The organism is Pelagimonas sp. (assembly GCF_050633425.1).
In the GTDB taxonomy this organism is placed as follows: Bacteria; Pseudomonadota; Alphaproteobacteria; order Rhodobacterales; family Rhodobacteraceae; genus Pelagimonas.
Window position 1 is genome coordinate 1 of the sequence record NZ_JBOEGM010000028.1, and the last position, 24,107, is coordinate 24,107.

23 protein-coding genes are annotated in these 24,107 nt (G+C 57.1%); 12 read left to right on the forward strand and 11 right to left on the reverse strand.

Going from position 1 to position 24,107, the window contains the following annotated elements; genetic code table 11:
• The 5 genes from ACRBB0_RS21800 to ACRBB0_RS21820 form a co-directional block, all read left to right on the forward strand.
• A partial coding sequence (locus tag ACRBB0_RS21800) for an ABC transporter substrate-binding protein (protein WP_431376581.1) occupies positions 1-651 on the forward strand: 651 nt, incomplete at its 5' end.
• The gene (locus ACRBB0_RS21805; protein WP_431376582.1) at positions 652-1,710 is read left to right on the forward strand and encodes an ABC transporter permease; all 1,059 of its coding nucleotides are present in this window, start codon (positions 652-654) and stop codon (positions 1,708-1,710) included.
• A gap of 10 nt (positions 1,711-1,720) precedes the next feature.
• Positions 1,721-2,632: an ABC transporter permease gene (locus ACRBB0_RS21810; protein WP_431376583.1), complete on the forward strand. Its 912-nt coding sequence runs from the start codon at positions 1,721-1,723 to the stop codon at positions 2,630-2,632.
• Positions 2,632-3,489 carry an ABC transporter ATP-binding protein gene (locus tag ACRBB0_RS21815; protein ID WP_431376652.1) on the forward strand — a complete coding sequence of 286 codons (858 nt, stop codon included), beginning with the start codon at positions 2,632-2,634 and terminating at the stop codon, positions 3,487-3,489. The genes ACRBB0_RS21810 and ACRBB0_RS21815 overlap by 1 nt, the downstream gene beginning before the upstream one ends.
• Positions 3,486-4,226, forward strand: coding sequence for an ABC transporter ATP-binding protein (locus ACRBB0_RS21820; protein ID WP_431376584.1), 741 nt, complete (start codon positions 3,486-3,488; stop codon positions 4,224-4,226). The genes ACRBB0_RS21815 and ACRBB0_RS21820 overlap by 4 nt, the downstream gene beginning before the upstream one ends.
• 57 nt (positions 4,227-4,283) lie before the next feature.
• On the opposite strand, the gene ACRBB0_RS21825 is transcribed toward ACRBB0_RS21820, so the two are convergent.
• The 5 genes from ACRBB0_RS21825 to repA all read right to left on the reverse strand — a co-directional run bounded on the left by ACRBB0_RS21825 (position 4,284) and on the right by repA (position 10,844).
• A complete protein-coding gene (locus tag ACRBB0_RS21825; RefSeq protein ID WP_431376585.1) occupies positions 4,284-5,786 on the reverse strand; it encodes an aldehyde dehydrogenase (NADP(+)) in 1,503 nt (500 codons plus the stop codon).
• A 15-nt stretch (positions 5,787-5,801) separates the two neighbouring features.
• Positions 5,802-6,938, reverse strand: coding sequence for a fumarylacetoacetate hydrolase family protein (locus ACRBB0_RS21830; protein WP_431376586.1), 1,137 nt, complete (start codon positions 6,936-6,938; stop codon positions 5,802-5,804).
• 268 nt (positions 6,939-7,206) lie between these two features.
• Entirely contained in the window at positions 7,207-8,418 is a 1,212-nt protein-coding gene (gene repC, locus ACRBB0_RS21835; protein ID WP_431376587.1) for a plasmid replication protein RepC, read from the reverse strand.
• A 196-nt stretch (positions 8,419-8,614) separates the two neighbouring features.
• Positions 8,615-9,664, reverse strand: a complete 1,050-nt coding sequence (repB, locus tag ACRBB0_RS21840; protein ID WP_431376588.1) for a plasmid partitioning protein RepB — start codon at positions 9,662-9,664, stop codon at positions 8,615-8,617.
• Between the two features lies 1 nt (position 9,665).
• A complete protein-coding gene (gene repA, locus ACRBB0_RS21845; RefSeq protein ID WP_431376589.1) occupies positions 9,666-10,844 on the reverse strand; it encodes a plasmid partitioning protein RepA in 1,179 nt (392 codons plus the stop codon).
• Between the two features lie 523 nt (positions 10,845-11,367).
• Here repA and ACRBB0_RS21850 point away from each other — a divergent pair.
• The 5 genes from ACRBB0_RS21850 to ACRBB0_RS21870 all read left to right on the forward strand — a co-directional run bounded on the left by ACRBB0_RS21850 (position 11,368) and on the right by ACRBB0_RS21870 (position 16,435).
• Entirely contained in the window at positions 11,368-12,432 is a 1,065-nt protein-coding gene (locus ACRBB0_RS21850) for an extracellular solute-binding protein (RefSeq protein WP_431376590.1), read from the forward strand.
• A gap of 71 nt (positions 12,433-12,503) precedes the next feature.
• Complete coding sequence (locus tag ACRBB0_RS21855) at positions 12,504-13,616, forward strand: ABC transporter ATP-binding protein (protein ID WP_431376591.1); 1,113 nt, start codon at positions 12,504-12,506, stop codon at positions 13,614-13,616.
• On the forward strand, positions 13,617-14,474 hold the full coding sequence (locus tag ACRBB0_RS21860) for an ABC transporter permease (protein ID WP_431376592.1): 858 nt from the start codon (positions 13,617-13,619) through the stop codon (positions 14,472-14,474).
• Positions 14,475-14,488: 14 nt separating this feature from the next.
• Positions 14,489-15,340, forward strand: a complete 852-nt coding sequence (locus ACRBB0_RS21865) for an ABC transporter permease (protein ID WP_431376593.1) — start codon at positions 14,489-14,491, stop codon at positions 15,338-15,340.
• A 66-nt stretch (positions 15,341-15,406) separates the two neighbouring features.
• Complete coding sequence (locus tag ACRBB0_RS21870) at positions 15,407-16,435, forward strand: trans-3-hydroxy-L-proline dehydratase (protein WP_431376594.1); 1,029 nt, start codon at positions 15,407-15,409, stop codon at positions 16,433-16,435.
• Between the two features lie 34 nt (positions 16,436-16,469).
• On the opposite strand, the gene ACRBB0_RS21875 is transcribed toward ACRBB0_RS21870, so the two are convergent.
• From ACRBB0_RS21875 to ACRBB0_RS21895, 5 genes are read right to left on the reverse strand one after another with little or no spacing between them, the layout of a single operon-like run.
• Complete coding sequence (locus tag ACRBB0_RS21875; RefSeq protein ID WP_431376595.1) at positions 16,470-16,766, reverse strand: CcdB family protein; 297 nt, start codon at positions 16,764-16,766, stop codon at positions 16,470-16,472.
• The gene (locus tag ACRBB0_RS21880; RefSeq protein ID WP_431376596.1) at positions 16,766-17,002 is read right to left on the reverse strand and encodes a type II toxin-antitoxin system CcdA family antitoxin; all 237 of its coding nucleotides are present in this window, start codon (positions 17,000-17,002) and stop codon (positions 16,766-16,768) included. The genes ACRBB0_RS21875 and ACRBB0_RS21880 overlap by 1 nt, the downstream gene beginning before the upstream one ends.
• Before the next feature lie 46 nt (positions 17,003-17,048).
• Positions 17,049-17,714, reverse strand: a complete 666-nt coding sequence (locus ACRBB0_RS21885; protein ID WP_431376597.1) for a GntR family transcriptional regulator — start codon at positions 17,712-17,714, stop codon at positions 17,049-17,051.
• A 4-nt stretch (positions 17,715-17,718) separates the two neighbouring features.
• Positions 17,719-18,879 carry an acetylornithine deacetylase gene (gene argE / locus ACRBB0_RS21890; RefSeq protein WP_431376598.1) on the reverse strand — a complete coding sequence of 387 codons (1,161 nt, stop codon included), beginning with the start codon at positions 18,877-18,879 and terminating at the stop codon, positions 17,719-17,721.
• Positions 18,880-20,064, reverse strand: coding sequence for a M24 family metallopeptidase (locus ACRBB0_RS21895; RefSeq protein ID WP_431376599.1), 1,185 nt, complete (start codon positions 20,062-20,064; stop codon positions 18,880-18,882). It abuts the gene before it with no gap.
• 159 nt (positions 20,065-20,223) lie between these two features.
• On the opposite strand from ACRBB0_RS21895, the gene ACRBB0_RS21900 reads away from it, so the two are divergent.
• Together ACRBB0_RS21900 and ACRBB0_RS21905 are read left to right on the forward strand one after the other, a co-directional pair.
• Positions 20,224-21,600 (forward strand): aspartate aminotransferase family protein, encoded by a 1,377-nt coding sequence (locus tag ACRBB0_RS21900; RefSeq protein ID WP_431376600.1) that lies wholly within the window; start codon positions 20,224-20,226, stop codon positions 21,598-21,600.
• Between the two features lie 464 nt (positions 21,601-22,064).
• Positions 22,065-22,916 carry a delta-class carbonic anhydrase gene (locus tag ACRBB0_RS21905; RefSeq protein ID WP_431376601.1) on the forward strand — a complete coding sequence of 284 codons (852 nt, stop codon included), beginning with the start codon at positions 22,065-22,067 and terminating at the stop codon, positions 22,914-22,916.
• 191 nt (positions 22,917-23,107) lie between these two features.
• Here the strand turns inward: ACRBB0_RS21905 and egtD are convergent, their stop codons facing one another.
• A complete protein-coding gene (egtD, locus tag ACRBB0_RS21910) occupies positions 23,108-24,067 on the reverse strand; it encodes an L-histidine N(alpha)-methyltransferase (protein WP_431376602.1) in 960 nt (319 codons plus the stop codon).
• Positions 24,068-24,107: the final 40 nt, after the last annotated feature.

Consider the following 24,107-nt stretch of genomic DNA (forward strand, 5'->3'; position numbering starts at 1 on the left):
GAAGGCATGCGCGACAGCTTCCTCAAGGGTCAGTACACCATTCACCAGAACTTCCTGCCCGCCACCTATCTTGGTGCCTCGGACGAAGCTCCTTTCACCTATGACATTGAGAAAGCCAAAGCCCTGCTCGACGCTGCCGGTGTCAAGGATCTGGAAATCGAAATCGGTGTGCGCGAAGCTCAAGAGCGCATGGAAATCGGTCAGTCCTTCCAAAACGCCGCGGCCCAGGCCGGGATCAAGGTCAACATCACCGTTGGCACCGCCAAGCAAATTCTGGCGCGCTATCGTGCCCGCGAGCTTGACGTATACCTCGGTGCCTGGGGGCCAGACTATCCTGATCCCCAGACCAATGCCGGGACATTTGCCTTTAACCCCGACAACTCCGACGCGGCCAATGCGACCGGTTTGCTCGCATGGCGCACCGGTTGGGATCCAGAAGATCTGACCGACAAAGTTGCTGCGGCTGTGACCGAAGGCGACAAAGAGATGCGTGTAAAAATGTATCACGAAATTCAGTCTGAGTTCCGCGACAAATCCCCATTTGTTGTTATGTTCCAACAGATTGAACAGTCGGCGATGCGTGACAATGTCATGAACTTCTCGACCGGTCAGGCTGTGACTTCTGCCGCTTATTGGCAGGTCACCAAGTAAATGGCCCTGACAGATGACAATCGTGAGAGGCACCCTCGGGTGCCTCTTCCGCAGTGGCTAAAGACCACTTTGCTCACGCTTGGATCGATCTCAGTCACGCTATTGGGGTTGCTCTTTATCACCTTTATCATCGGTCGCGTCATGCCGATCGACCCCGTGCTGGCCATCGTTGGCGAACGGGCGTCCCAAGAAACCTATGACGCTGTTTTTCTACAGCTTGGCCTTGATAAACCGCTGTTGGTGCAATTCCTCTATTACCTGTGGGATGTGCTGCATCTTGATTTTGGCACCTCGTTGCTCAATGCGCGCCCTGTCTCCGAAGACATCGCCCGCGTCTTTCCTGCCACGATGGAGCTTGCGACGCTCGGCATTCTCATCGGCGTTGTCCTTGGCGTGCCGCTTGGTGTCCTCGCTGCTGTTCGCAAAGGCTCCTGGATCGACCAAATCGCCCGCGTGCTGGCCCTTGTTGGCTATTCCATGCCGATTTTCTGGCTCGGGCTGATGGGGCTTTTGGTGTTTTATGGCATCTTGGGCTGGGTCGGTGGCCCCGGTCGTGTTGGTATTTTCTATGTCGACGTTGTGCCCTCGGTGACCGGCATGATCCTGATCGACGCCGCGCTTGATGGCAATTGGGACGTGTTCAAAGACGCCTTTAGTCACATCATCCTGCCCGCCTCGCTTCTGGGCTATTACTCACTCGCTTACATCAGCCGAATGACCCGGTCGTTTATGCTCGAACAGCTCAGCGCCGAATATATCACCACGGCACGGGTCAAGGGCATGTCGGAATGGAATGTGGTGTGGAAACACGCGTTTAAAAACATCCGCGTTCAGCTCATCACCGTCATTGCCTTGTCTTATGCCGGTTTGCTCGAAGGGTCGGTCCTGACCGAGATCATCTTTAGCTGGCCGGGGATCGGCAGCTATATCACCACCGCCCTGCTCAGCGCGGATATGAATGCCGTTTTGGGCGGCACTGTGGTGGTGGGTCTGATCTTCATCCTGCTCAATATCTTCTCTGACTTGCTCTACAAAGTCTTTGATCCACGTGCGAAATAAGGGCACCCCTATGTCTGAAACACAAACTCTGCGCGCGTGGCTATTGACCGATACGCCCACCTCGCGCCGTCACGCCCGGCTGTCCTCCTTCTATCAAGGCTGGCTGAGTTTTCGGTCCAACACGATGGCCATGATCGGTCTTGGCATTTTGATGCTGCTGGTGCTGACCGCCGCCGCCGCGCCGCTCCTTGCCCCGCATGATCCCTTTGTCCAAGACCTTGGCAATCGTCTGGCCCCGCTTTGGACGCCGGGCCATATCTTTGGCACCGACAGCCTGGGCCGCGATATTCTCTCGCGGCTTATCTATGGGGCGCGGATTACGCTCTATATCGTTGGTCTTGTGGCGTTGATCGCTCCGATTGTCGGGCTCTTGGTTGGCACCGTCTCCGGCTATCTCGGCGGCTGGACAGACGTTGTCCTGATGCGGATCACCGACATCTTTCTGGCCTTTCCACGCCTCGTTCTGGCGCTGGCTTTTGTTGCGGCATTGGGGGCTGGCATCGAAAACGCTGTGCTGGCGATTTCGCTCACCGCCTGGCCGCCCTACGCCCGGATCGCGCGGGCCGAGACCCTGACCATTCGCTCCTCAGACTATATCTCGGCGATCAAACTGCAGGGCGCTGGCGCGCTTCGGATCATCACCAAGCATATCTGGCCGCTGTGCATTTCTTCGCTGATTGTTCGGGTCACTCTGGATATGGCCGGCATCATTCTGGCCGCTGCGGGGCTTGGCTTCCTTGGCCTGGGTGCGCAACCCCCCAGCCCGGAATGGGGCGCGATGATCTCCGAAGGACGGCGGTTTATCCTTGATCACTGGTGGGTGGCCACCGTGCCGGGATTGGCGATCTTTACCGTGTCGCTGGCCTTTAACCTGCTCGGTGACGGGCTGCGCGATGTGCTTGATCCAAAGGCGGGCGAATGATGGAAACCCTACTTGATATCAAAGATCTCTGGGTGAAATTCCCATCCCGTCAGGGCGTGTTTGACGCGGTGCGCGGTGTCTCTTTTACGCTGGGGCGCGAACGGCTTGGCATTGTTGGCGAAAGCGGCTCGGGCAAATCCATGACCGGCCGGGCCATTTTGCGGCTGATCCGCCCGCCCGGTATCGTTGAGGCCGAGCACATCAACCTGCATGGTGAAAACCTGTTAGAAAAATCCGAAAAGGCCATGCGCGCCGTGCGTGGCCAACGTATTTCCATGGTCATGCAAGACCCCAAGTTTTCGCTCAATCCCGTCACCACAATCGGCGATCAAATCATCGAAGCCTATCGCCTGCACAACAAAACCTCAAAATCTGAAGCCTACCTTAAATCACTCGAAATGCTCGAGGCGGTCTCAATCCGCGATCCCGAGCGGGTCATGCGCGCCTATCCGCATGAAATGTCGGGCGGCATGGGGCAGCGGATCATGATCGCAATGATGCTGATCCCCAGCCCAGAAATCCTGATTGCTGATGAACCAACCTCAGCACTTGATGTGTCTGTTCAAAGGCAAGTTCTTGATATCATGGATAAACTCGTAAAAGAACGCGGCATGGGCCTGATCTTTATCAGCCATGACCTCAACCTTGTCGCTGACTTTTGTGACCGGGTGTTGATCATGTATGCGGGCCGCATTGTAGAGGTCTGTGAGGCCGACAAATTGCACGAGGCCAAACACCCCTACACCCGCGGCTTGCTTGGCTCCCTGCCCCGGCTCGACGCCCCCTGTGATCGGCTTGACGTGTTGCAACGTGACCCCGATTGGGCAGCCGCCCCAAGCGTGAGTGGCCGGATATGACAATGCTCGACATTAACACTCTCAACGTTTGGTTTGGCACCGCACGCGACCGCGTCGATGCTGTCAAAAGCGCGTCCTTTTCCGTCGCCAAGGGCGAAAGCTTTGGCCTTGTCGGCGAAAGCGGCTCGGGCAAATCAACGATCCTGCGCGCCATCACCGGCCTCGCCCCGACCTGGTCGGGCAACATCTCTGTCGCAGGCACCCCCATCGGACACAAACGCGCCAAGAGCTTTTTCAAGACCGTTCAAATGGTGTTCCAAGATCCCTATGCCTCGCTCCATCCGCGTCATTCCGTCGATCAGGTGCTTGGCGAAACGCTCCAGCTGCATGGGTTCTCAGACATCGACAAACGGGTTGCGACCCTGCTGGACGACGTCGGTTTGGGGCAAAAGTTCCGCTTCCGCTATCCGCATCAGCTCTCTGGGGGGCAGCGCCAGCGCGTCGCAATCGCCCGCGCCCTCGCCCCGGAACCAACGCTCTTGTTGCTGGATGAGCCGACCTCGGCGCTTGATGTCTCGGTTCAGGCCGAAATCCTCAACCTGCTCACCGATCTGCGCTCAGAACATGGGCTCACCTATCTGATGGTCTCGCATGACCTGTCCGTGGTCGGCCACATGTGTGACCGGCTTGCGGTGATGCGCAATGGTGAAATTGTCGAGGTTATGAGCACCGACGCGCTGCGCTCCAATCAGGCCCAGCATGCCTATTCGCAACAACTGCTCGCCGCATCCCTCTAAAACAAATGGCCCGCCAAACTCGTGTCCGAGTCCCGGCGGGCCATTCTTTTGACAGGCTTACTTGTCAAGCGACAGCAAAGCTTCCGGGAAATTCTGATAGCTCACCGGACGCAAGAACCGACGGATCGCCAATGTCCCGACCGAGGTCGCACCGAAATTGGTCGACGCCGGGTAAGGTCCGCCATGCACCATGGCCTCGCTCACCTCAACGCCCGTTGGGAAACCGTTGACCAACAGCCGCCCGGCTTTGCGCTCCAGCACCGGCAAAAGGGTCTTGGCCGCATCCAGATCACCGTCATCCATCTGCAAGGTACAGGTCAACTGCCCCTCCAGCGACTTGGCCACGGCCATCACCTCGGCATCATCCTGAGCAATCACAACCAACCCAAGCGGGCCAAACACCTCTTCGGCCAACGCCTCATCGGCCAAAAAGGCTTGGGCAGATACCGAAAACAGGTTCGGCCCGGCGCTGCGTGGCGCTGCCGGTGACGTCACCAGAGATGTCACCGCCTCAGCCGCATCAAACCGCGCTTGCCCCGCATCATAGGCCGATGCAATCCCCGAGGTCAGCATGGTCTGCTCACCTGCGCCGCTCAGCGCCTCTCGGGAAGCGGCAACAAAGGCGTCGGCCGCCTCGCCTGCCTTGACCACAGCAATGCCCGGATTGGTGCAGAACTGCCCTGCCCCCATGGTCAACGACCCGGCCCATCCGCTGGCAATATCCGTGCCGCGCGCGGCCAGAGCGTCGTCAAGCAGGAACATCGGATTGACCGAACCAAGCTCACCGAAAAACGGGATCGGCTCAGGGCGCTGTGCACATAGGTCAAACAGCGCACGTCCGCCGCGCAAACCGCCGGTAAAACCAACCGCCTTGATCACAGGATGCTGAACCAACGCCTGTCCGACAGGAATGCCTCCGTCTTGGATCAGGCTAAAGACACCGGGATGTAGATTGCATTTTTTTACAGCATAATCAATGGCTTGCGCAACAATCTCGGCCGTTGCCGGATGCGCCTGATGACCTTTGACAACCACCGGACAGCCCGCCGCCAATGCCGACGCCGTATCCCCCCCTGCCGTTGAAAAGGCCAGTGGGAAATTCGATGCGCCAAACACGGCAACCGGCCCAATGGGGCGTTGCACCATCTGGATGTCCGGGCGCGGCAGTGGCGCACGATCAGGCAGCGCTTTGTCATGGCGCCGATCAAGATAATCACCGGCTTCGATGTGCTCGGCAAACAGGCGCAACTGCCCGGTGGTGCGTCCGCGCTCACCGTTCAAACGCGCCTCCGGCAACCCGGTTTCCTTACAGCCATAGGCGGTCAAATCCGCGCCGCGCGCCTCGATTTCATCGGCGATCGTACGAAGAAACGCCGCGCGCTCGGCACGTGTCGTATAGCCATAAGACCAAAACGCTTCCTCGGCTGCCTGACAGGCCTGATCGACCAGATCAGGCGTACCTGCAGCAAAGCGATCTGCCTCGCCAGTCACAGGCTCATTGGCAAAACTGTCCGTGTTGCCGACCCATTCACCGGCGATCAAGTGAGTGCCCTTAAGCATTGAAGTATCCTTAGATTAAAGCAGCCCACGGGCTGCGAGATTGCGCATCAGATGGCTGACACCAAACTGCCATTCCGGGCATTCGGTTGACAACATCACCGTGTTTTCGAGTCGGCCCAAATGGGCAGATGAAATTTCTACGACATCACCGACCTTATGGGTAAACCCACCGCCGGGCGTGTCACGATCTTGAGTCGGGGCAAACAACGTCCCCAGGTACAACATAAACCCATCCGGGTACTGATGATGACGGCCCACAGTTTGGCGCACCAGATCTTCTGGGTCGCGACTGATCTCAGCCATCGAAGAAAACCCCTTCATCACGAAACCATCCTGCCCCGTCACCGTCAGCGACAGTTCAGCGGCGCGGACATCGTCTAGCCCAAAATGATCGTCGAACAGACGGATCATCGGACCAATCGCCGCCGACGCATTGTTATCCTTTGCCTTTGACAACAACAATGCCGAACGCCCTTCGACATCGCGCAAATTCACATCATTGCCTAGTGTTGCACCAACAATTCGCCCGGTGCTCGCAACGGCCAAAACCACCTCAGGCTCCGGGTTGTTCCAGCTCGACATCGGGTGCAACCCGACCTGCGCCCCCGGCCCCATCGCAGACAGCGTCTGCGCTTTTGAAAACACCTCAGCATCCGGGCCGATTCCCACTTCCAAATACTGGCTCCACAGGCCTTCTTCGATCAGCGCGGTTTTGACGTCCCGCGCCTCAGCTGACCCTGGCACGATATTGGACAGGCTGGCCCCGATCCGGGCCCCAATCCGCGCGCGAATGTCTTGTGCTTTGGCCGGGTCACCGGCCGCTTGCTCTTCGATGACCCGCTCAACCATCGACCCTGCAAAGGTAACGCCGCAAGCCTTGATGGCTTGCAAATCGCAAGGAGCCAAAAAATGCACGGCGTCCAAATCGGGTGTCCGCTCTGCAATTTCAGTGGCATCGCCAAGCGCAACCCCCGGAGCTGATGCCACATATCCCAAAGGATCGGCCATTTCACAAATGTCGCGCACCGTAGGCGCAGCCTTGCTGGTGATGTCCCAAAGGTCACCGTCTCGACAGGTGACAACCAGCGGCCCGCCTGCATCAGGGCTCCAGACACGCCCTAATAATGGCCCATTAGTTGGAAGAATGCGCATGATTTGCCCCCACTTTATCCCCCTGCAATTTCGTGATTTCTATCGAAACTGCGTCTTGTCCCCAGTAACTATCTGTATGGCTTTCCGCCTCTCAATAGCACCGCCTCGAAATGGTATACCAAACTTCGAAGCTATGTGCATCACCAAACACGCCTAGAACCAATTTCGCCGTGCTGGTGTTTAGCCATCATTTTCTGAGAGCCTCAAAAAGTTGACAGCTGTCAACTTTTCCCAAAAACGGCGCTAACGCTCAAAAAGTTGACAGCTGTCAACTTTTTTGCGCCTCGCCACGGTTGAGCAATGACATGATCATCGGGCCAGGTGAAAACTTACCGAGCTGCGCTTTGTGAGTCAGACTCCGCAAATAGCCGCCGGGGTTATTGATCTCATCCACCCGTTGCAACATGCCTGCAACAACCGCAGACGCACATTCCGGCCCCATCGCCGCCGTGGCTTCATCCCAGGCGGACCGGCTAATGCCCATCATGCCGCGCACGAGCTGAGCCGCATCATATAACCCGCTCCATTGTCGAATGGGATCACGGGAATAGGGTTCCAAATCCGGGCAGGCTTTCAAAACCAAAGCCAGGGGGATTTTGATCTCAGGCTTGGCACGGATCGTGTCCTGAGCAGAAGTTGAGGGTTGCTGAATGGGGCGCTCGGGCGATGCCTTGCTTTTTTCTAAGCAATGTTCAGATTCAAGAGTATCAGGTTTTGAATTCTGTAAGTGCCGCTCAGAACGGCTGTGAGTGCCGCTCATTTCTTCTGTTTCCAAGAGGATATTCTGCACCTTGTTCAGCAGCTTATCCACATCATCATGCAAAGCCTGCAACCCGTCAATGTCAAGTTTCCGCCGCGACTTGCGCTGAAGCAGGGCAAGCGTGTCGAAGATCTCATCCCAATTCGCCGCGATCCCCTCAGCACATCCAAATTCAGAAAGCTTAAACGCATCGCGCTTCTTGAGGATCATCATCTCGCGCAGCTCTTTGCGACGGGCGGTGGCATCCTCGGCGGCGCGCGCGGCTTCGCTGATAGCGCGGGCATGGACGAGCAGGGGGCGCAGATCAAACCCAAAGGCTTGGGTGATGTCGCCAGAGCGATCACGGCGCACATATCGTTTGCCGTTCGGGCTATCCTGACGGGTGATCAGCCCAGCTTTGACCAAAGCCCCAAGATGCCGGCGCAACGTGCTTTCGGCCATGCCATGGGCGCGCTCGCCAAGGGCGCGATTTGAGGGAAACACGGTGGTTTGTGCCGCGTCTTGCAATGTCTTCTCGGGCAGAAAACTGAGCAGGGCATTCAACACCGTCAGATCCCGATCGGTGACACCAAAGGCCAAACGACCGGTGCAGAGCTGGCGGAACAGCTCCCATTTATCGACTTTGGGAATGGGCGCAGAGCCGCGCGCGGCCTTGGCCGATTTCAGCAGGCCAGCAGTTACCGACCGCTGCCCGAAAGGCGTCGTTGCATGATAGGTCATAAATTTTCACAAAGCGCAAAAATCTGGCCGCCCAGAGGCGTTCGGCAGTTGACAGCCGTACAGAGAAAGACCTAGATTCGTAATTGTCTAGAGAACGAATGGGCCTTCTGGGATTTGCTTCCTGGGGGGCTCTTTCTTTTTGGCGCTAGATGTGCCTCCTGATTTTGTTGTTTCTGCTCATTGTCTTAGCCGTTCTTTAGTCGGCTTCATCTTCCGCAACCTGGCTGACCCAGTCGCGGTAGATCTCTTCGAGATGATCCGCCAACCAATCACCGAACTTGTCCTCTCCGGTGCGGGGCAGGGTCACAACCACCTCAGATTCCTTGTGCAAGACTTTGCCAATCTCAAAGCCATGGGCGCTTGTGATATGGGTGGTGCGTCCACGCGGGGCAGGGGGCTTTTTCGCCTCTTGCGCAGCGCCGACACCGCAGGCCTTGAGCGCCGCTTCAAACCGTTCGGCCGAGGGACGCCCCCCAGCAAGAGAGACCACTGCCCCCGCGACTTGCGTCGGTTCGATAAAGATTTCTTCCATCTGATCGGCCAAAACCGCCCAACGATCGCGGCCAATGCCGGGGGCAGAGCCAACCGCCTGGATCACATCCAAGCCGACCCGGTCCACAATGGAAAACATACGTGAAATCAAAGTCTTGTCTATTGAAAGCGCGTCGCAAATCACCTTGCGTTTATAGCCGCCTTCCCGCATCTGATAGGCAAAGTTGCACTTTTCGATAAAGGTCAGATCCCGGCGCGCCGAGTTCTCCTGACCCTGAGCCATAACCAAGGCATCGTCATCGAGATCGCGCACCAAAGCTTTGACCGGTAGGCCCAAATCGCGCAGGGCAAGAACCCGGCGACGGCCATATACGATCTGGTAGGAATTCTCATTTTCGGGATGCGGGCGGACGAGAACCGGCACTTGCTGGCCGTATTCCCTCATGCTCTCCATCAGGGCCTGATGCTCATCATCTTGGTGTTCAAGACGATCTTGCAGGCCACCATCTTTGATGTCGAACGGGTCAATTTCGATCACCGAACGGCTTTTGAGCTGGGCAATTGACTGGCTCACGGCACCAATCGCCCCGGTCGAGCGACGAGGACGGGCGGGATCAAACTGATCACTGTCCTTGTTAGGCTGAGCCGCCTTGGAAGCGGCAGGAGAGGGCGCGTTTTCCGGGGCTGTCCCGGCTTGGGTGTCCGTCTTGGCGGCCTCATCCATCAAGCCCTGAAGGAGATTTTTACGTGCCATTCTAGCGCCCCCATGACTGTTGCATGAGACCGGTGATTTCGTCGTTCACCGCATTGATCGATTCAATCGCGCGCTCATATGTTGTGCGGGTGAATTGCGACTTTTCAACCTCATACAGAGTTTGTTTTGTGATGCCCGCGTCAGAAATTGCTGTTGATTTCAACACGGTATTGTTCAGGACATGGTCGCCAAACATCGAGCGCATGAAGGAGACCATTTGGTTTTGCGGGCCATCCCCCGGCTCATAACGGGTGACCACATAGCGCAGCCAATCATAGGACATATCCCCCCCGGCCTCGGCAACGACACCCAGCAAATTGGAGGTCATCAAGAGGAACTGACACATCGACATCACGTCGAGCATCTGCGGGTGCACCGTGACCAAAACGGCGGTCGCGGCCGATAGGGCGGACATGGTGAGAAAACCCAATTGCGGCGGGCAATCCATGACGACAACGTCATATTCGTCTTCGACCGTGGCCAGCGCTTCGCCGACCCGCGTGAAGAACAGGTTGCCCTGATGGGTGACTATGGCGCGCGGGGTTTCGTGTTCGAATTCCATCAGATCGAGATTGCCGGGGACAATGTCGAGATTGGTGAAATAGGTTTTCTGGATGATGTCACGCATCGGCAGGGGATCATCATAGCGGATCGCATCATAGAGCGTCCCGCCATCAACGAGGTCAAATTCGGGCTGAAACCCGTGCAAAGCCGAAAAGCTGGCCTGCGGATCGAGGTCGATGGCCAAGACGCGATAGCCATCAAGCGCCAGTTTTTGGGCCAGGTGGGCCGAGGTTGTGGTCTTGCCCGAACCGCCTTTGAAATTGATGACGGTGATGACCTGAAGCTTGTCGCCATCGCGACGCCCTGGCAGGTAGGTGCCGGGCGATTTGGCGCCTTGTTCCAGCAAAACGCGCAGGGATTGAATGTCGTCGGGGGTGTAATAGCGCCGCCCGCCCGCGCGGATTTCGGGCTGGGGCCCGCGCCCTTCGAGATGTAATTTGCGCAAATAGGCATCTTTGACCCCGAGCAGCGTCGCGACTTCACCAGAGGTGAAAGTCCGCAGGGTGCGCTGCGCATTTGGGGGAAACAATTGTGCCCGATGCGCCTGTAAGCGTTCGGATAGTTTTTGCGCATGATCCCCAACAAGGGTATCTATGCGACGGGTTTCGTCCTTCATCTGCCCACCATCTTGCCCCGGTTTTTATGGGGTCTCGTTTGGAGCCGCACGGCGCATCGAGAGTGGCATATCTGTAGGGTTTCCCCCGAGCTAACCACGTCATAGTTACGCTGCTTGGCGTTTTATTCACTTTTCTCCGTAAATAAGTCGCGCAATTTTGCGATTCTTGCAAGAGGTTTTCCACAGGGGGCGGGGAGGCCGCGCGTCCGCAGGCTGGTTTTCTACGGGTCGGGTTTTTCACCGCCGTCTTCGCAGATCACACCCGGACGAATCACCCAAAGCGGCGCAGGTCCCGATTTGACACCTATGCCCAAGGTCAAAACCGCCGCCAAACCAAACCTGGCACCGGGACAGCGCCATGGTTTTCATCCGCCTTAATTTATTGGGGATTTTGGAGAGAACGCGCCAAAATGTAAAATTTGAAACTTTTATGACCGCTCTGAAACAAATTGACCAAAAGATAAAATCCCACCACACTGCGGGCCTTAAGATCACCTAAATATTCTTAACAGGGATACCTTCTATGAAACATCATGTGGTTATGCTGTCTTCTGCTGCAGCCATCGCCCTTGCGGCTGGCGCGGCGTCTGCTGATACGTTGCGGCTTTTGACATGGGGCGGCTACGCCCCCGAAGATGTCGTTGCAATGTTCGAAGAACAGACCGGTCACACGGTTGAAGTGACCAAGTCCAACAACGAAGAAATGATCGCCAAACTGCGCGCCACGGGCGGCGGTGGCTTTGACTTGGCCCAGCCGAGCCAAGACCGGATCGCCGGTCCGCAAGAAGAGTTCGGCATCTATAAGCCAATGGATCTGTCCAAGATCGACGCCGATCTGTTTATCCCGTCGCTGATGCTGGCCACCCAAGCCAACACCACCGTTGGCGAAGACATTTACGGTGTGCCACATGTTTGGGGCACCAGCGGTTTGGTTCTCGACACCAAAATGGCGCCCATGGTCAAGGATTACACCGATCTTTGTAGCGCTGATGTTGCGGGCAAAGTCTCTTATCGTCTGAAACGCCCGACGCTGATCGGTTTTGCCTTTGCGATGGGTCTTGACCCGTTCGCGGCCTATGGCGACGAAGCGGCCTATACCGACATCATGAACAAGGTCGAAACCAAGCTGATCGAATGTAAAGCCGGCGTCAAAACCTATTGGGGTGGTGGCGATGAGCTGATGGGTCTGCTGCGCTCGGGCGAGGTTGTGGCGTCGATGGCGTGGGACACCGGCGGATGGAAGCTGAATGCGGACAAGCCTGACATCACCTTTGTTGCGCCAGCAGCCGGTGCTTTGGGTTGGGTTGATACATTTGTGCTGCCTGCCAAGGGCAAAGCAGACGAGGCGGCCTATGCCTGGATCAACTTTGTGATGCAGCCTGAGATCTCGGCCAAGATCACCGCCGCGGCCGGCAACTTTACCGCGTCCATGGGCGCAGATGAGTTTGCCTCTGCCGATCTCAAAGCGCGCTATCAGGCCAGCTTCCCACAAGAAGCCATCGACAACATCAAGTGGTATCCACCGGTGCCTGCCGGTCTGGAAGCCATCGAAGGTGGTGTTTTGGATCGCGTCAAAGCGGCCAAATAAGCCCATTTGACTCTGACATGACGCGCCCGCCACGATTTTGGCGGGCGCAACTTATTTGACGAAAGACCCCCATGACCTCTGCCGCGACACCCGACTTGCACTGTACGGATTTGACCAAGACATTCGGCGACACGACCGCCGTGGACAATGTATCGCTATCGGTTCCGCCGGGGTCTTTCTTTTCTATTTTGGGGCCATCGGGCTGCGGCAAGACCACGATTATGCGGATGATTGCCGGGTTCCTCGAACCGACAAGCGGCGCGATCGACATCAAGGGCAAATCGGTTCTGAACGTGCCGCCAAACAAGCGCCCCGTGAATATGGTGTTTCAGCACCTGGCGCTGTTCCCAATGATGAATATCGAAGATAATATCGGATATGGTTTGCGGCGGGCCGGGCTACCCAAAGCCGAGATCACCACCAAAGTTGGCGAAGCGCTTGAGCGGATTGGCCTGCCGGGCATTGGCAAACGCAAGGTTGATGAACTGTCGGGCGGCCAGAAACAGCGGGTCGCGATTGCGCGCTGCATGGTGCTTGAGCCGGATGTTTTGTTGCTGGATGAACCGCTGGGCGCGCTTGATCTTAAGCTGCGCGAGCGGATGAAAGTTGAGCTGAAATCGCTACAGGCCGCTTTTGATACCACCTTTGTTTATATCACCCATGACCAATCCGAAGCCCTTGTTATGTCGGATAATATTGCCGTTATGAACGACGGGCGTTTTGAGCAGGTCGGCACGGCGCGCGATTTGTATTACCGCCCCGACACCGCCTTTGTGGCCGGGTTTGTGGGCGACAGCAATCGCTGGCAGGGCCGGGTGACACGCATCGCGGGTGATGCGGTTGAGGTGCAAAGCGAGAGCGGAATGACTCTGCGCGGGGCAACCCATGGACGGGCCTTGCAGCCCGGCGACGCTGCGCAGGCCTTTGTGCGGCCCGAAGCGATCCGAATTGCCCATTCGGCGGATGAGCTCGCGAGTTTTGACAACAAAATCAGTGGTCAAGTGACCTCGCTTTTGTTTAACGGCGCCGCCAGCCGGGTGTTGGTGCGCGGGGCGGATGGGCATGAAGAGGTGGCCGTGAACCTGCCGCAATCGGGCGAATTTGCGTCCCTGTCCAAGGGGGACACGGTGCATATCGGCTGGGCCAGCGATCAGGCCAATGTGTTTGCGGGCGAGGGGCTCTAGATGCGCAGCGAAGCAAAACTGGGGCTGGCATTGCTGTTGACGCCATTGGCGCTGTGGCTGTCGCTGTTGATTTTCATTCCGCATATCGACCTGTTTTTGGTGTCGCTGCGCGAACGGGTCGGGGTTGGCAAATACGAGCTGAGCTTTGCCAACTATCTGACATTCTTTAACGAACCGCTGTATCTGTGGACGTTTCTGCGCACCGCCGTCATGTCGATCCTGGCGACTTTGCTGACGCTTTTGATCGCCTTTCCAGTGAGCTATTACATCGCCAAAATGGTCAAAGGGCGCCTGCAATCGGCGCTGTTTTTGCTGTGTTTGGTGCCGTTCTGGGTGTCGGAACTGGTGCGGACCTTTGGCTGGATGATCCTGTTGCGCGAAACCGGGATCATTTCCAACGTGCTGCAATCTGTTGGGCTGGTTTCGGGGCCGGTTGAGATGCTGTATAATGACGCTGCGATTATGGTCGGCCTGGTCTATACGTCGATGCTGTTCATGGTGGTGCCATTGGTCACCACATTGGAAAGCCTGGCGGATGACGTGGTCGAAGCGGGGTATGATTTGGGCGGCAGCGGGCTTAGTGTTTTGCGCGAAATCATCATTCCGCATGCGATGCCGGGCATCGTGTCGGGCTGTATCGTGGTGTTTATGCTGTGCCTTGGCAATTACCTGACCCCAACGATGCTGGGCGGGAAAGAAAGCCTGTGGTTCACCGAGCTGATCTATTCGCAATTTATCGTGCGGTTCAATTGGGAGCTGGGGGCGGCCTTTGGGTTCTTGCTGTTGATATTGTCGTCATTGATCGTCTGGGGGATGCTGCGGCTGACCGGGCAATCGCTTGAAAAGACAATGGGGTAAGAAGGAGCGCTGATATGATCCCATCAATCCCAAAATCGCGGTTTTTGACCATAAGCTATGGCGCTTATGTGACGCTGTTCTTTGTCTTTCTGGCGCTGCCTTTGGTTGTTGTTGCGGCGTTTGCCTTTAACGACAGCCAATTCCCGTCGCTGCCTTGGGAAGGCTTTACGTGGAACTGGTTTTTCGGCTCTGAGCGCCCGATGATCGGGGTGTTTCATGAACGTTCCATCCTACGCGCCATCGGCACCTCTGTGTTTGTGGCGCTGGGGGTGTCGGTGCTGTCGGTGGCGGTTGGCCTGTCGAACGCATTCTTGTTCAACCGCTACAAATTTCGCGGGCAGGGGGTGCTCTATGTGCTGATGCTGCTGCCGCTGGTGATCCCCGGAATCGTGCTTGGCATTTCGATTTTGGTGGCCTCAAGCCGTGTCGCAAATGGGCTTTGGGATGGGTTTCGCTGGGATCTTGAGGCGCTGCGGCCGGGGCTGACATTGGTGATTTTGGGGCAGTTTTCCTTTATCACCACCATCTCGACACTGGTGATTGGGGCGCGGTTGCAGAAATTTGACCGCACCCTGGAGGAAGCGGCGCTCAACCTCGGTGCCAGCAAAATGGCGGCGATTGCGACCGTGACCTTGCCCTATCTGGCCCCGGCGATGATCGGCGCTTTTGTGGTGGCGTTTCTGATGAGTTTTGAGAACTTCAACACCACGCTGATGTTGGTCGGGTCCGATGCGCCGCTGACGATTGCGATGTTTGATCGCTTGAAGGAAGGTTCAACGCCGCTGTTGAATGCGGTGTCGCTTTTGTTGATGCTCGGCTCAAGCTGTCTCGCGCTTATGATGATCTTCTTTCAAAAACGCGGGTAGCGGTTGGGGGTTTGGCGGGGCCGGGGGTGCCGCTCATCCCCATCCCGCGCGCCCAAAGGAGCCTGAATGCGGTCAAGCAAAACCATACATGTCGTGTCCTGTCATGCGGAAGGTGAAGTTGGCGATGTCATTGTCGGCGGCGTGGCCCCGCCACCCGGTGACACGCTGTGGGCACAACGAAACTGGATCGCGCAGGACGGGGTTTTGCGCAACTTCATGTTGAACGAACCCCGCGGGGGTGTGTTTCGGCATGTGAACCTGCTGGTGCCGCCCAAACACCCCGAGGCAGATGCCGCGTTTATCATTATGGAGCCCGAAGACACGCCGCCAATGTCGGGGTCAAATTCGATCTGTGTGGCAACGGTTTTGCTTGATAGCGGAATTATTCCCATGGTTGAGCCTGTGACACATCTGGTGTTGGAGGCGCCCGGCGGATTGGTCAAGGTGCAGGCCGAATGCCGCGATGGCAAGGCAGAGCGGATCAGTGTTGAAAACCTGCCGAGCTTTGCCGGGCAATTGGATGTCATGCTCAAAGTGCCGGGCATTGGCGAGTTGCGCGTCGACACGGCCTATGGCGGCGACAGTTTTGTCATTGTTGATGCGGCGGAATTGAGCTTTGATATTGACGAGGCCGAGGCCGGAGACATTGCGCGGCTCGGGGTTCAAATCACCAATGCCGCCAATGCACAGCTGGGGTTTCACCACCCGGAAAACCCCGATTGGACGCATATCAGCTTTTGCCTGTTTGCCGGGGCGTTGAGCGCCATCGAGGGCGGGTTTTCTGCCCGGTCCGCCGTGGCCATTCAACCCGGCAAGGTGGATCGCTCGCCCACCGGAACGGCGGTTTCAGCGCGCATGGCCGTGCTGGCGGCCCGGGGGGAAATGCAGGTTGGACAGAGGCTTGTGGCGCAATCTATCATTGGCTCGCAATTTATCGGCACGATTTTGGGCGAGACAACCGTGGCGGGCCGACCCGCCATTCGCCCACAGATCAGCGGCCGCGGCTGGGTCACGGGCACGCATCAACATATGCTGGACCCAAGCGACCCCTGGCCCGAGGGCTATCGGCTTGGCGATACATGGGGTGCTGGGTGAGGGCACCGGGTGAGGGTGCGGGGTGAGGCGCAGGTCAAAACCCTGAAAACACCATGTCCAGCGCCTTGCGAATCTCATAATCGAAGGCCGTCAAATCGGCGATGGCCGGGTCTTTAAGCAAGCGCGCAGGGATCGCGGCCAATTCGGCCGTGTGCAAGACAAAGACCGTTCCCGCGATGTCAAAAACCGGTTCAAGCCGGGTCAGACGGCGCGGGCCATCGTCTTGGGGAAGCAGGGGCGCAACCACGCGTGACCCGATGTCGATAAGGTCGGATTGCAGATCAAGAACCAAGCGGTTTGGCCCAATCTTGTAGACATGAAACTGTGCCATCAGTCGGTTTGCAGCAGCTGAACATCCGCGAGAGGCAGGCCATTTGCGTCAATCCACGCTTGGCGTTCCGCAATGGCACTGCGGTTTTCTTGCGCCCAATTCTGGGCCTGAGCCTGTTTCACCGCATGGGCCAAAGCCGCGTCGGATATGGCCGAAACGTTTAAGCCAAGCTCGCGGGCTGCCGCCAGATTGCCAGCGGAGAGAGAGACATTGGTGCGTTGTTTGCTTTGAGACATGAGGGCTCCTAACGTGTGTATTAGTCTACACACGCGGCCTGCGGGATCAAGAGACTTGTTGCAGGCGTTGGAAGCTCATGGAGATGTGGGCACGTTGGATTTGGGCCGCTGCCTCAAGATCACCAGATTGCAGGGCGAGGTGGACAGCTTCGAGTTCGTGCTGGAAAATCCGAAACTCCTGGTCCAGATCAAGCTGCGCTTCTATTGCAGCCTTGAGCCAGATACGCTTGGTCTGAAAATACAGCCGTTCCAGCGTTTGGCGCAAAGGTTCATTGGCGGTCAAATCCAGCAGCCTTTGAAACACATCCATATCGAACCGGGTGAAATCATGGGCGGTGCCCGATTGGATGATTGTCTCTCCTCGCGTGATAAACGCTTGAAAATCTTTCATAAACGCAGGGCTTGGCGGGACTGGATCAAGACGTCCGACAAGCTCGGTCAATTCTACCCTTAACCGGTACACCTGCGCCAGTTCGTGAATGTCGGCATCGGTGACAAGGGTGCCGATACCATGTTGGGATTGCACCAAACCTTCGTCTTCAAGCCGGGCCAACACCCGCCGGATCGGGGTGCGGCTTATGCCAAATTCATCGGCCAGAGCGGTCTCGGACAGATGCATGCCGGGGGCGTAAATCAGCAGGCAAATACGCTCACGGATTGCGTGATGCATGGCGTTGTGACGATCCACATGAGACGAAAGATCAGCCGTCATACAATTAGGTGCCTAAACGGGCCCCAAGCCGGGAAAGCATGGTTAAACACTGGATTAATTGATCCTCTGCCAGATATTCATCGGCCTTGTGCGCCTGTTCAATAGAGCCGGGGCCACAGACCACAACATCCATTCCAAGCGCCTGGAAAATACCGGCTTCTGTGCTAAAGGCAACCAGGTCGGCGCTGTTTCCTCCGGTCAGTTCGCTGACGATCTGGCGGGCCTCGTTGGTTTCGGTTGGGATCAGGCCGGCGACTTCGCCGATGGTTTCCAGCTCAATCCGGGCGTCGGGAAAGACCGCACGCATTTTGGGCAACAGCTCCGTGTCGCACAGATCACGCAGGGCGGATTTGACAAAATCGGCGTCGGAGGTTTGCACGGGCCGCATTTCCCAATCGACCTGCGCGCGCGAGGCGATGACGTTATGCGCAACACCGCCATTTAACGCGCCGACATTGACCGTGGTCCAAGGGGGATCAAAGGGGCAGGTCTCGGGGGCTTTGGCGGGCAATTGCGCCTTGAGATCAAGCAGCCGAGCAACATATTGCACCGCAATTTCCACCGCATTCACCCCAAGATCAGGGGCCGAGCCATGCCCTTCGAGACCGTGAAAATGGGTGCTGTATTCATAGCACCCCTTATGGCCTTCGATGATGCGCATCATGGTTGGTTCACCAATGATGGCAACGCTTGGGGACAGGTCACGCGCGGCCAGTGTGTCGGCCAAATGACGCGCCCCAAAACAGCCGATTTCCTCGTCATAGGTAAAGGCGAAATGCAACGGGCGGGTTTGGATTTGCGCGGCGAATTGAGGGGCCATCGCCAGCGTAGCGGCAATGAACCCCTTCATGTCGCAAGTGCCGCGCCCATAGAGGTTTCCGTTTTTCTCAACCATATCAAACGGGTCTGAGGACCAGTCTTGATCGGCCACCGGCACAACATCGCTATGCCCCGACAGCACGATTCCGCCCCCCACATCAGGGCCAAGGGTGGCAAAAAGGTTGGCCTTGGTGCCGCAGGGGGCTTTGATGATCTCGACCCGGGCACCGGCGTTTTGCAGCAGATCGCCGATGTAATCAATCATCGCGAGGTTGCTGTCGCTGGACACGGTCGGGAACGCGATCAAATCGCGCAGGATCGCCTTGGTGCGGGTGAGGGCCTCCATTTACGACTTCACAAACAGCTTGCGATCAATAGTGCAGAGCGGTTCGGCGGCACCATTTTCGGTGATCAAAATCGTCTCGGTGGTTTCAAGACCCCAGGTATCCATCCAAAGCGCAGGCATGAAATGGAAGACCATGCCCGGTTGCAGAACCGTCTGATCTTCGCTGCGAATAGAGGCGCTACGCTCGCCCCAATCGGGCGGGTAGCTGAGACCGATGGGATACCCGCACCGGCCTTCCCGCTTGATCCCGTGTTTTTCGAGCGTGCCGATAAAGGCATTGGCGATGTCACAGGTGCGATTGCCCGCCCGCGCCGCATTGAGCCCGGCCTCGATACCTTCGAGCTGGGCGGTTTCGGCATCGCGCATTTCCTGCGGCGGCGTACCAAGATAGATCGTGCGGCACAGCGGCGCGTGATAGCGGCGATAGCAGCCCGAGAGTTCGAAAAACGTCGCCTCACCCGCGCGCATGGGCGTGCCATCCCAGGTCAAATGCGCGGCCGTGGCATCAAGCCCGGATGGGGTCAGCGGCACAATCGCGGGGTAATCGCCCCAGATATCATCAACACCAGTGATCCCGGCATGATAAATATCAGCCACCAGATCATTTTTGCGCACACCGGGTTCGGCGCGTTCAAGCGCTACTTGCATGACCTTTTCAGAAATGCGGGCCGCTTTGCGGATGAATTCAATCTCAGGGTCGGACTTGATCAGACGCTGCCAATTGACGAGAGCGGTGGCGTCTTTGAACTGGGCATTGGGGAGTTCGTGGGTCAAAACCGCATGGGCTTTGGCGGAGTAATAATAGTTCTCCATCTCAACGCCGATCCGGGCACCGTGATGCCCCAACTCACTGATATGCCCGGCCAAATCCTGCATCGGATGGCGTTCTGTCGATTGCACGTAATTGTCGGCATAGCCGTGGATATTGTCGGGACTGATCCAGCAGGTGCGCCCGGCACCAATGCTATCCATGTGACGACCCCACCAGATCGGCTCACCTTCGAGACCAAGCAAGACCCCCTGGTGCACATAAAAAGACCAGCCATCATAACCGGTTAGCCATGCTTGGTTTGACGGGTCAGTGACAAACAACAGGTCAAGGCCCGCGGCTTGCATGGCGGCACGGGTCAGCGCGATGCGGCGATCATATTCGGCACGGGAAAAGGCGGCATTGGGCTTGGACAACGGGTTTTCCTTTCGCGGAAACGAAGCTGAGATGTGTACAACACAGAAATTGAATTGCCTTGCTGGGTAAATTTGTGCCCATTATCGCGTGAAAATCAAGTGATTCACATTGTGTTGTGTACAATAAGGGAATCACAGGTGCTAAAACAGGATGCCAAGATGCTAAAAAACGACCAATTGGACAGCTGGGACCGCGACAATTTCTTTCACCCATCGACGCATCTTGCCCAACATGCGCGCGGAGAAAGCCCTTCGCGGATCATCAAAACCGCCAGCGGAGTGCATATTGAAGACCGCGACGGCAACCGGTTTCTGGATGCCTTTGCCGGGCTGTATTGCGTCAATGTCGGCTATGGCCGGCCCGAAATCGCCGAAGCCATCGCGGCCCAAGCACAGGAATTGGCCTATTATCATTCCTATGTCGGCCATGGCACCGAAGCGTCGATCACCCTATCCAAGATGATTTTGGACCGCGCGCCGAGGAACATGTCCAAGGTGTATTTTGGCCTTGGCGGATCAGATGCGAACGAGACCAACGTCAAATTGATCTGGTATTATAACAACATCCTTGGCCGTCCTGAGAAGAAGAAAATCATTTCGCGCTGGCGTGGCTATCATGGGTCTGGGCTGGTGACTGGATCGCTGACCGGGCTTGAGCTGTTTCACAAAAAGTTCGATCTGCCGGTGGATCAGGTGATCCACACTGATGCGCCCTATTATTTCCGCCGCACCGATCAGGGCCAAAGCGAAGCCGCCTTTGTCGCGCAATGCGTTGCCAGTCTGGAAGAGCTGATTGCCCGCGAAGGGGCCGACAAAATTGCCGCCTTCATCGGCGAACCTGTGCTGGGCACAGGGGGTATTGTGCCACCGCCCGCCGGGTATTGGCCCGCCATCCAAGCGGTGCTGAAGAAACACGACATTTTGCTGATCGCCGATGAGGTGGTGACCGGGTTCGGCCGTTTGGGGACAATGTTTGGATCAGATCATTATGGGATCGAAGCGGATATTATCACCATCGCCAAGGGCTTGACCTCGGCCTATGCGCCTTTGTCCGGGTCAATTGTGTCGGATAAGGTTTGGAAAGTGCTTGAGCAAGGCACCGATGAAAACGGCCCGATTGGCCATGGCTGGACCTATAGCGCGCATCCGATCGGCGCGGCGGCTGGGGTTGCCAATTTGACATTGATCGACAAGCTGAACCTTGTTGAAAATGCCGGATCGGTTGGGGCCTATCTGAACAGTGCGATGAAAGACGCGCTGGGGGATCACCCGAATGTGGGCGACATTCGCGGCGAAGGGATGCTCTGTGCGGTTGAGTTTATGAAAGACCGCGATGGGAATGCATTTTTTGATGCGGCGGATAAGATCGGGCCGCAGATTGCTGCGAAAATGTTGGAACAAGACAGCGTGATTGCACGGGCCATGCCACAGGGTGACATCCTGGGCTTTGCCCCGCCGTTCTGCCTCAGCCGTGACGAGGCCGATCAAGTTGTTGCGGCCACGGAGCGGGCGGTGACAGCAGTTTTGGGCCGCTGACAGCAGGCGGGCTGAGATCAAATCTCACCGGCCGAGCGCCGTATCGCCAAGACCGAAACCCCACTTGTGACAAGGGGTTTCGGTCATCGAGAGTGTTTGGATGAGAAACTTCGCGCGCTAACTCTGGGGCGCGGCGCGGGCTGGGCCTTTGCGACATGTGGGGCGTTCCCCCTCAGATCTGCCCCATAGTTTGGCGGGGCCGACACGTCCCAACGGACGTTTTATGCCGCGCGGCTTCAAGCCATTATCACTCTGAAAGAAAACACCTTTTTAAAATCAATACTTTTAATGACGGTGCTGTTTCTGGCCCGTTGGGCAGCGCTTGCTATTGGGGGGCGGCGGACTGATGAATCGCCCCGATTGGCTGTCAATAATATCAAAAACCAAATGGCCCCTGTTGATCTGCAATCAAAAATATGCTCGCTATTAACATATCCTTAATACTTATCTTTACGGGAAACGATATGCATAAAACTATTTTGCCGGTTGGCCTTGCGATCACGATGCTTGGCTCTGTTGCCTTTGCTGCAACCGATGGTCAGGCCGTTTCGGATGATGTCATCGCCGCGCAACGTGCCACATTGGCCGCCGCGACTGAAGGCAAGGGCTATGGTCCGCAATCGCCCCGCGACATTGATGCGCGTGATGGCGCGAACCAGCGTGATTTTGGATCGGCGCCCGCTGTAAGCGACATGATGTTGTGCGACATTCACTTTCATGAGAACGCCGAACACAAGGGCGGTGACTTTACCACCTTTGCCGGCAATGGTGACGGTCAGGGCTATGGCACTGGCTTTAAGTATAATGGCACGTTGTCGGACAAAGAGAGCGCGCCAATTGATATGGCCGTTGGCACGAGCGAGCACGGCGACCTTGTGCCCGGCGATACCATCGAGATTCATTTTGTGCATTCGACCGCGCAGGCGACCTTGGGCAATGGTCTTGGCACCTGTCTGAGCGATGCCATCGGCAATCCGCAATTGCGCGTTGAGACGGTTGTGGCGGTGCTTGTCTCTGAAGGCGGGGCCGATTTCACCGAGATGGCCAATATTGAAAAGATTGACGGCTTGAATCAGGTTCCCAACCTGCCGACAGATTTGGGGCAACCGATTGTGTACAGAGGCTCGACCACCGGCCCCGGTTACAATGAAAAAGGATCGCCCTTTCAGGTGACCTGGAGCGTGCGCCCCGGTGTGGCCAAGTTGGATATCGCGTCTGTGGGCGCGTGGCTAAAGGACAACCCGTTTGGTGAAAACCACGCACATGGCGTGCGTAACCTGGTGACCAATCCCAACTTGTTGTCGCCGATCAACTGATCTCAACGGACGCGCAGAGCGGGCCTTGGCGGCCTGCTCTGTTCGGGCTTTGCATAACCTGAAATCGCCCGCCGGGTGAAAATTTCCGTTTTTCCACCTATGTTTGGCCTGTTTCTGGCCCGTACGTGGCCCGTACGTGACTTGTACGGGGCGTGACGACAGGAGCGCGCCGAGTTGGCCCCTGTTCTGAGTCAATCCGGGGCCCCTGGGGTCAGGATGCACACCGAGAAATCATTGGCCGGGTCGGTGATGTCATCCGACAGTTTCCAGCCGCTCAGCTCTGCCATGCGGGTCAGATGGGTGCGGCTGTATTTGTGGCTGTTTTCGGTGTGAATGCTTTCCCCTTCTTCAAAGTGAAAGACCTGCACGCCGATGGGCTGGGCGATGGTGACGGTCTGGGCCTTGGTGCTGACCAGATGCATTTCGATACACGCGCGGCTATCATCCCAGCGTGCTTGGTGGCGAAAGGCCCCAAGATCAAAATCCGCCCCGGTTTCTTGGTTGATCCGTTGCAGCAGGTTGAGGTTAAAGGCCGCAGTGACACCCTGGGCGTCGTCATAGGCGTCGATCAAGCGGGAGGCTTCTTTGATCAGATCCGCCCCGAGGATCAGTGCCGTCACATCCGGCAAAGAGCGAATACGCCTGAGCAAGGCAACGGCCTCGTCCGGGGTGAGATTGCCGATGGTCGACCCGGGAAAAAACACCGTTTTGGGCAGGCCGCGCAGGTCGGAGGGATCGGGCAGGGGGGCCATAAAGTCGCCGACAACCGGGGTGATGGTCAGACCGGGATAGGCACCTTGAAGCTGCGCGGCTGTTTCCAACAGAAAGTCAGCGGAAATATCGAGCGGCGCATAGGCCCCGAGCCGAGGCAGAGCATCCAGCAAGAGCCGGGTTTTGACACTGGCCCCGCTGCCAAGCTCCAACAACACACCGCCATCGGGAACATGGCGCGCGATGCGCGTAGCATGCCGCTCAAGGATCGCGATTTCGGTGCGGGTTGGGTAATATTCCGGCAACTGCGTGATCTGCTCAAACAGCTCACTGCCGCGTTGATCGTAGAACCACTTGGCCTCGAGCGTCTTTTGTGGACGCGACAGGGTTTCAATGGCGGACTGCGCCAAGGCGTAATTGGTGATGACAGGTTTATCCATGTCTAAAATCCTCTGAGTGACACGTTATGTCTCAGGCGTT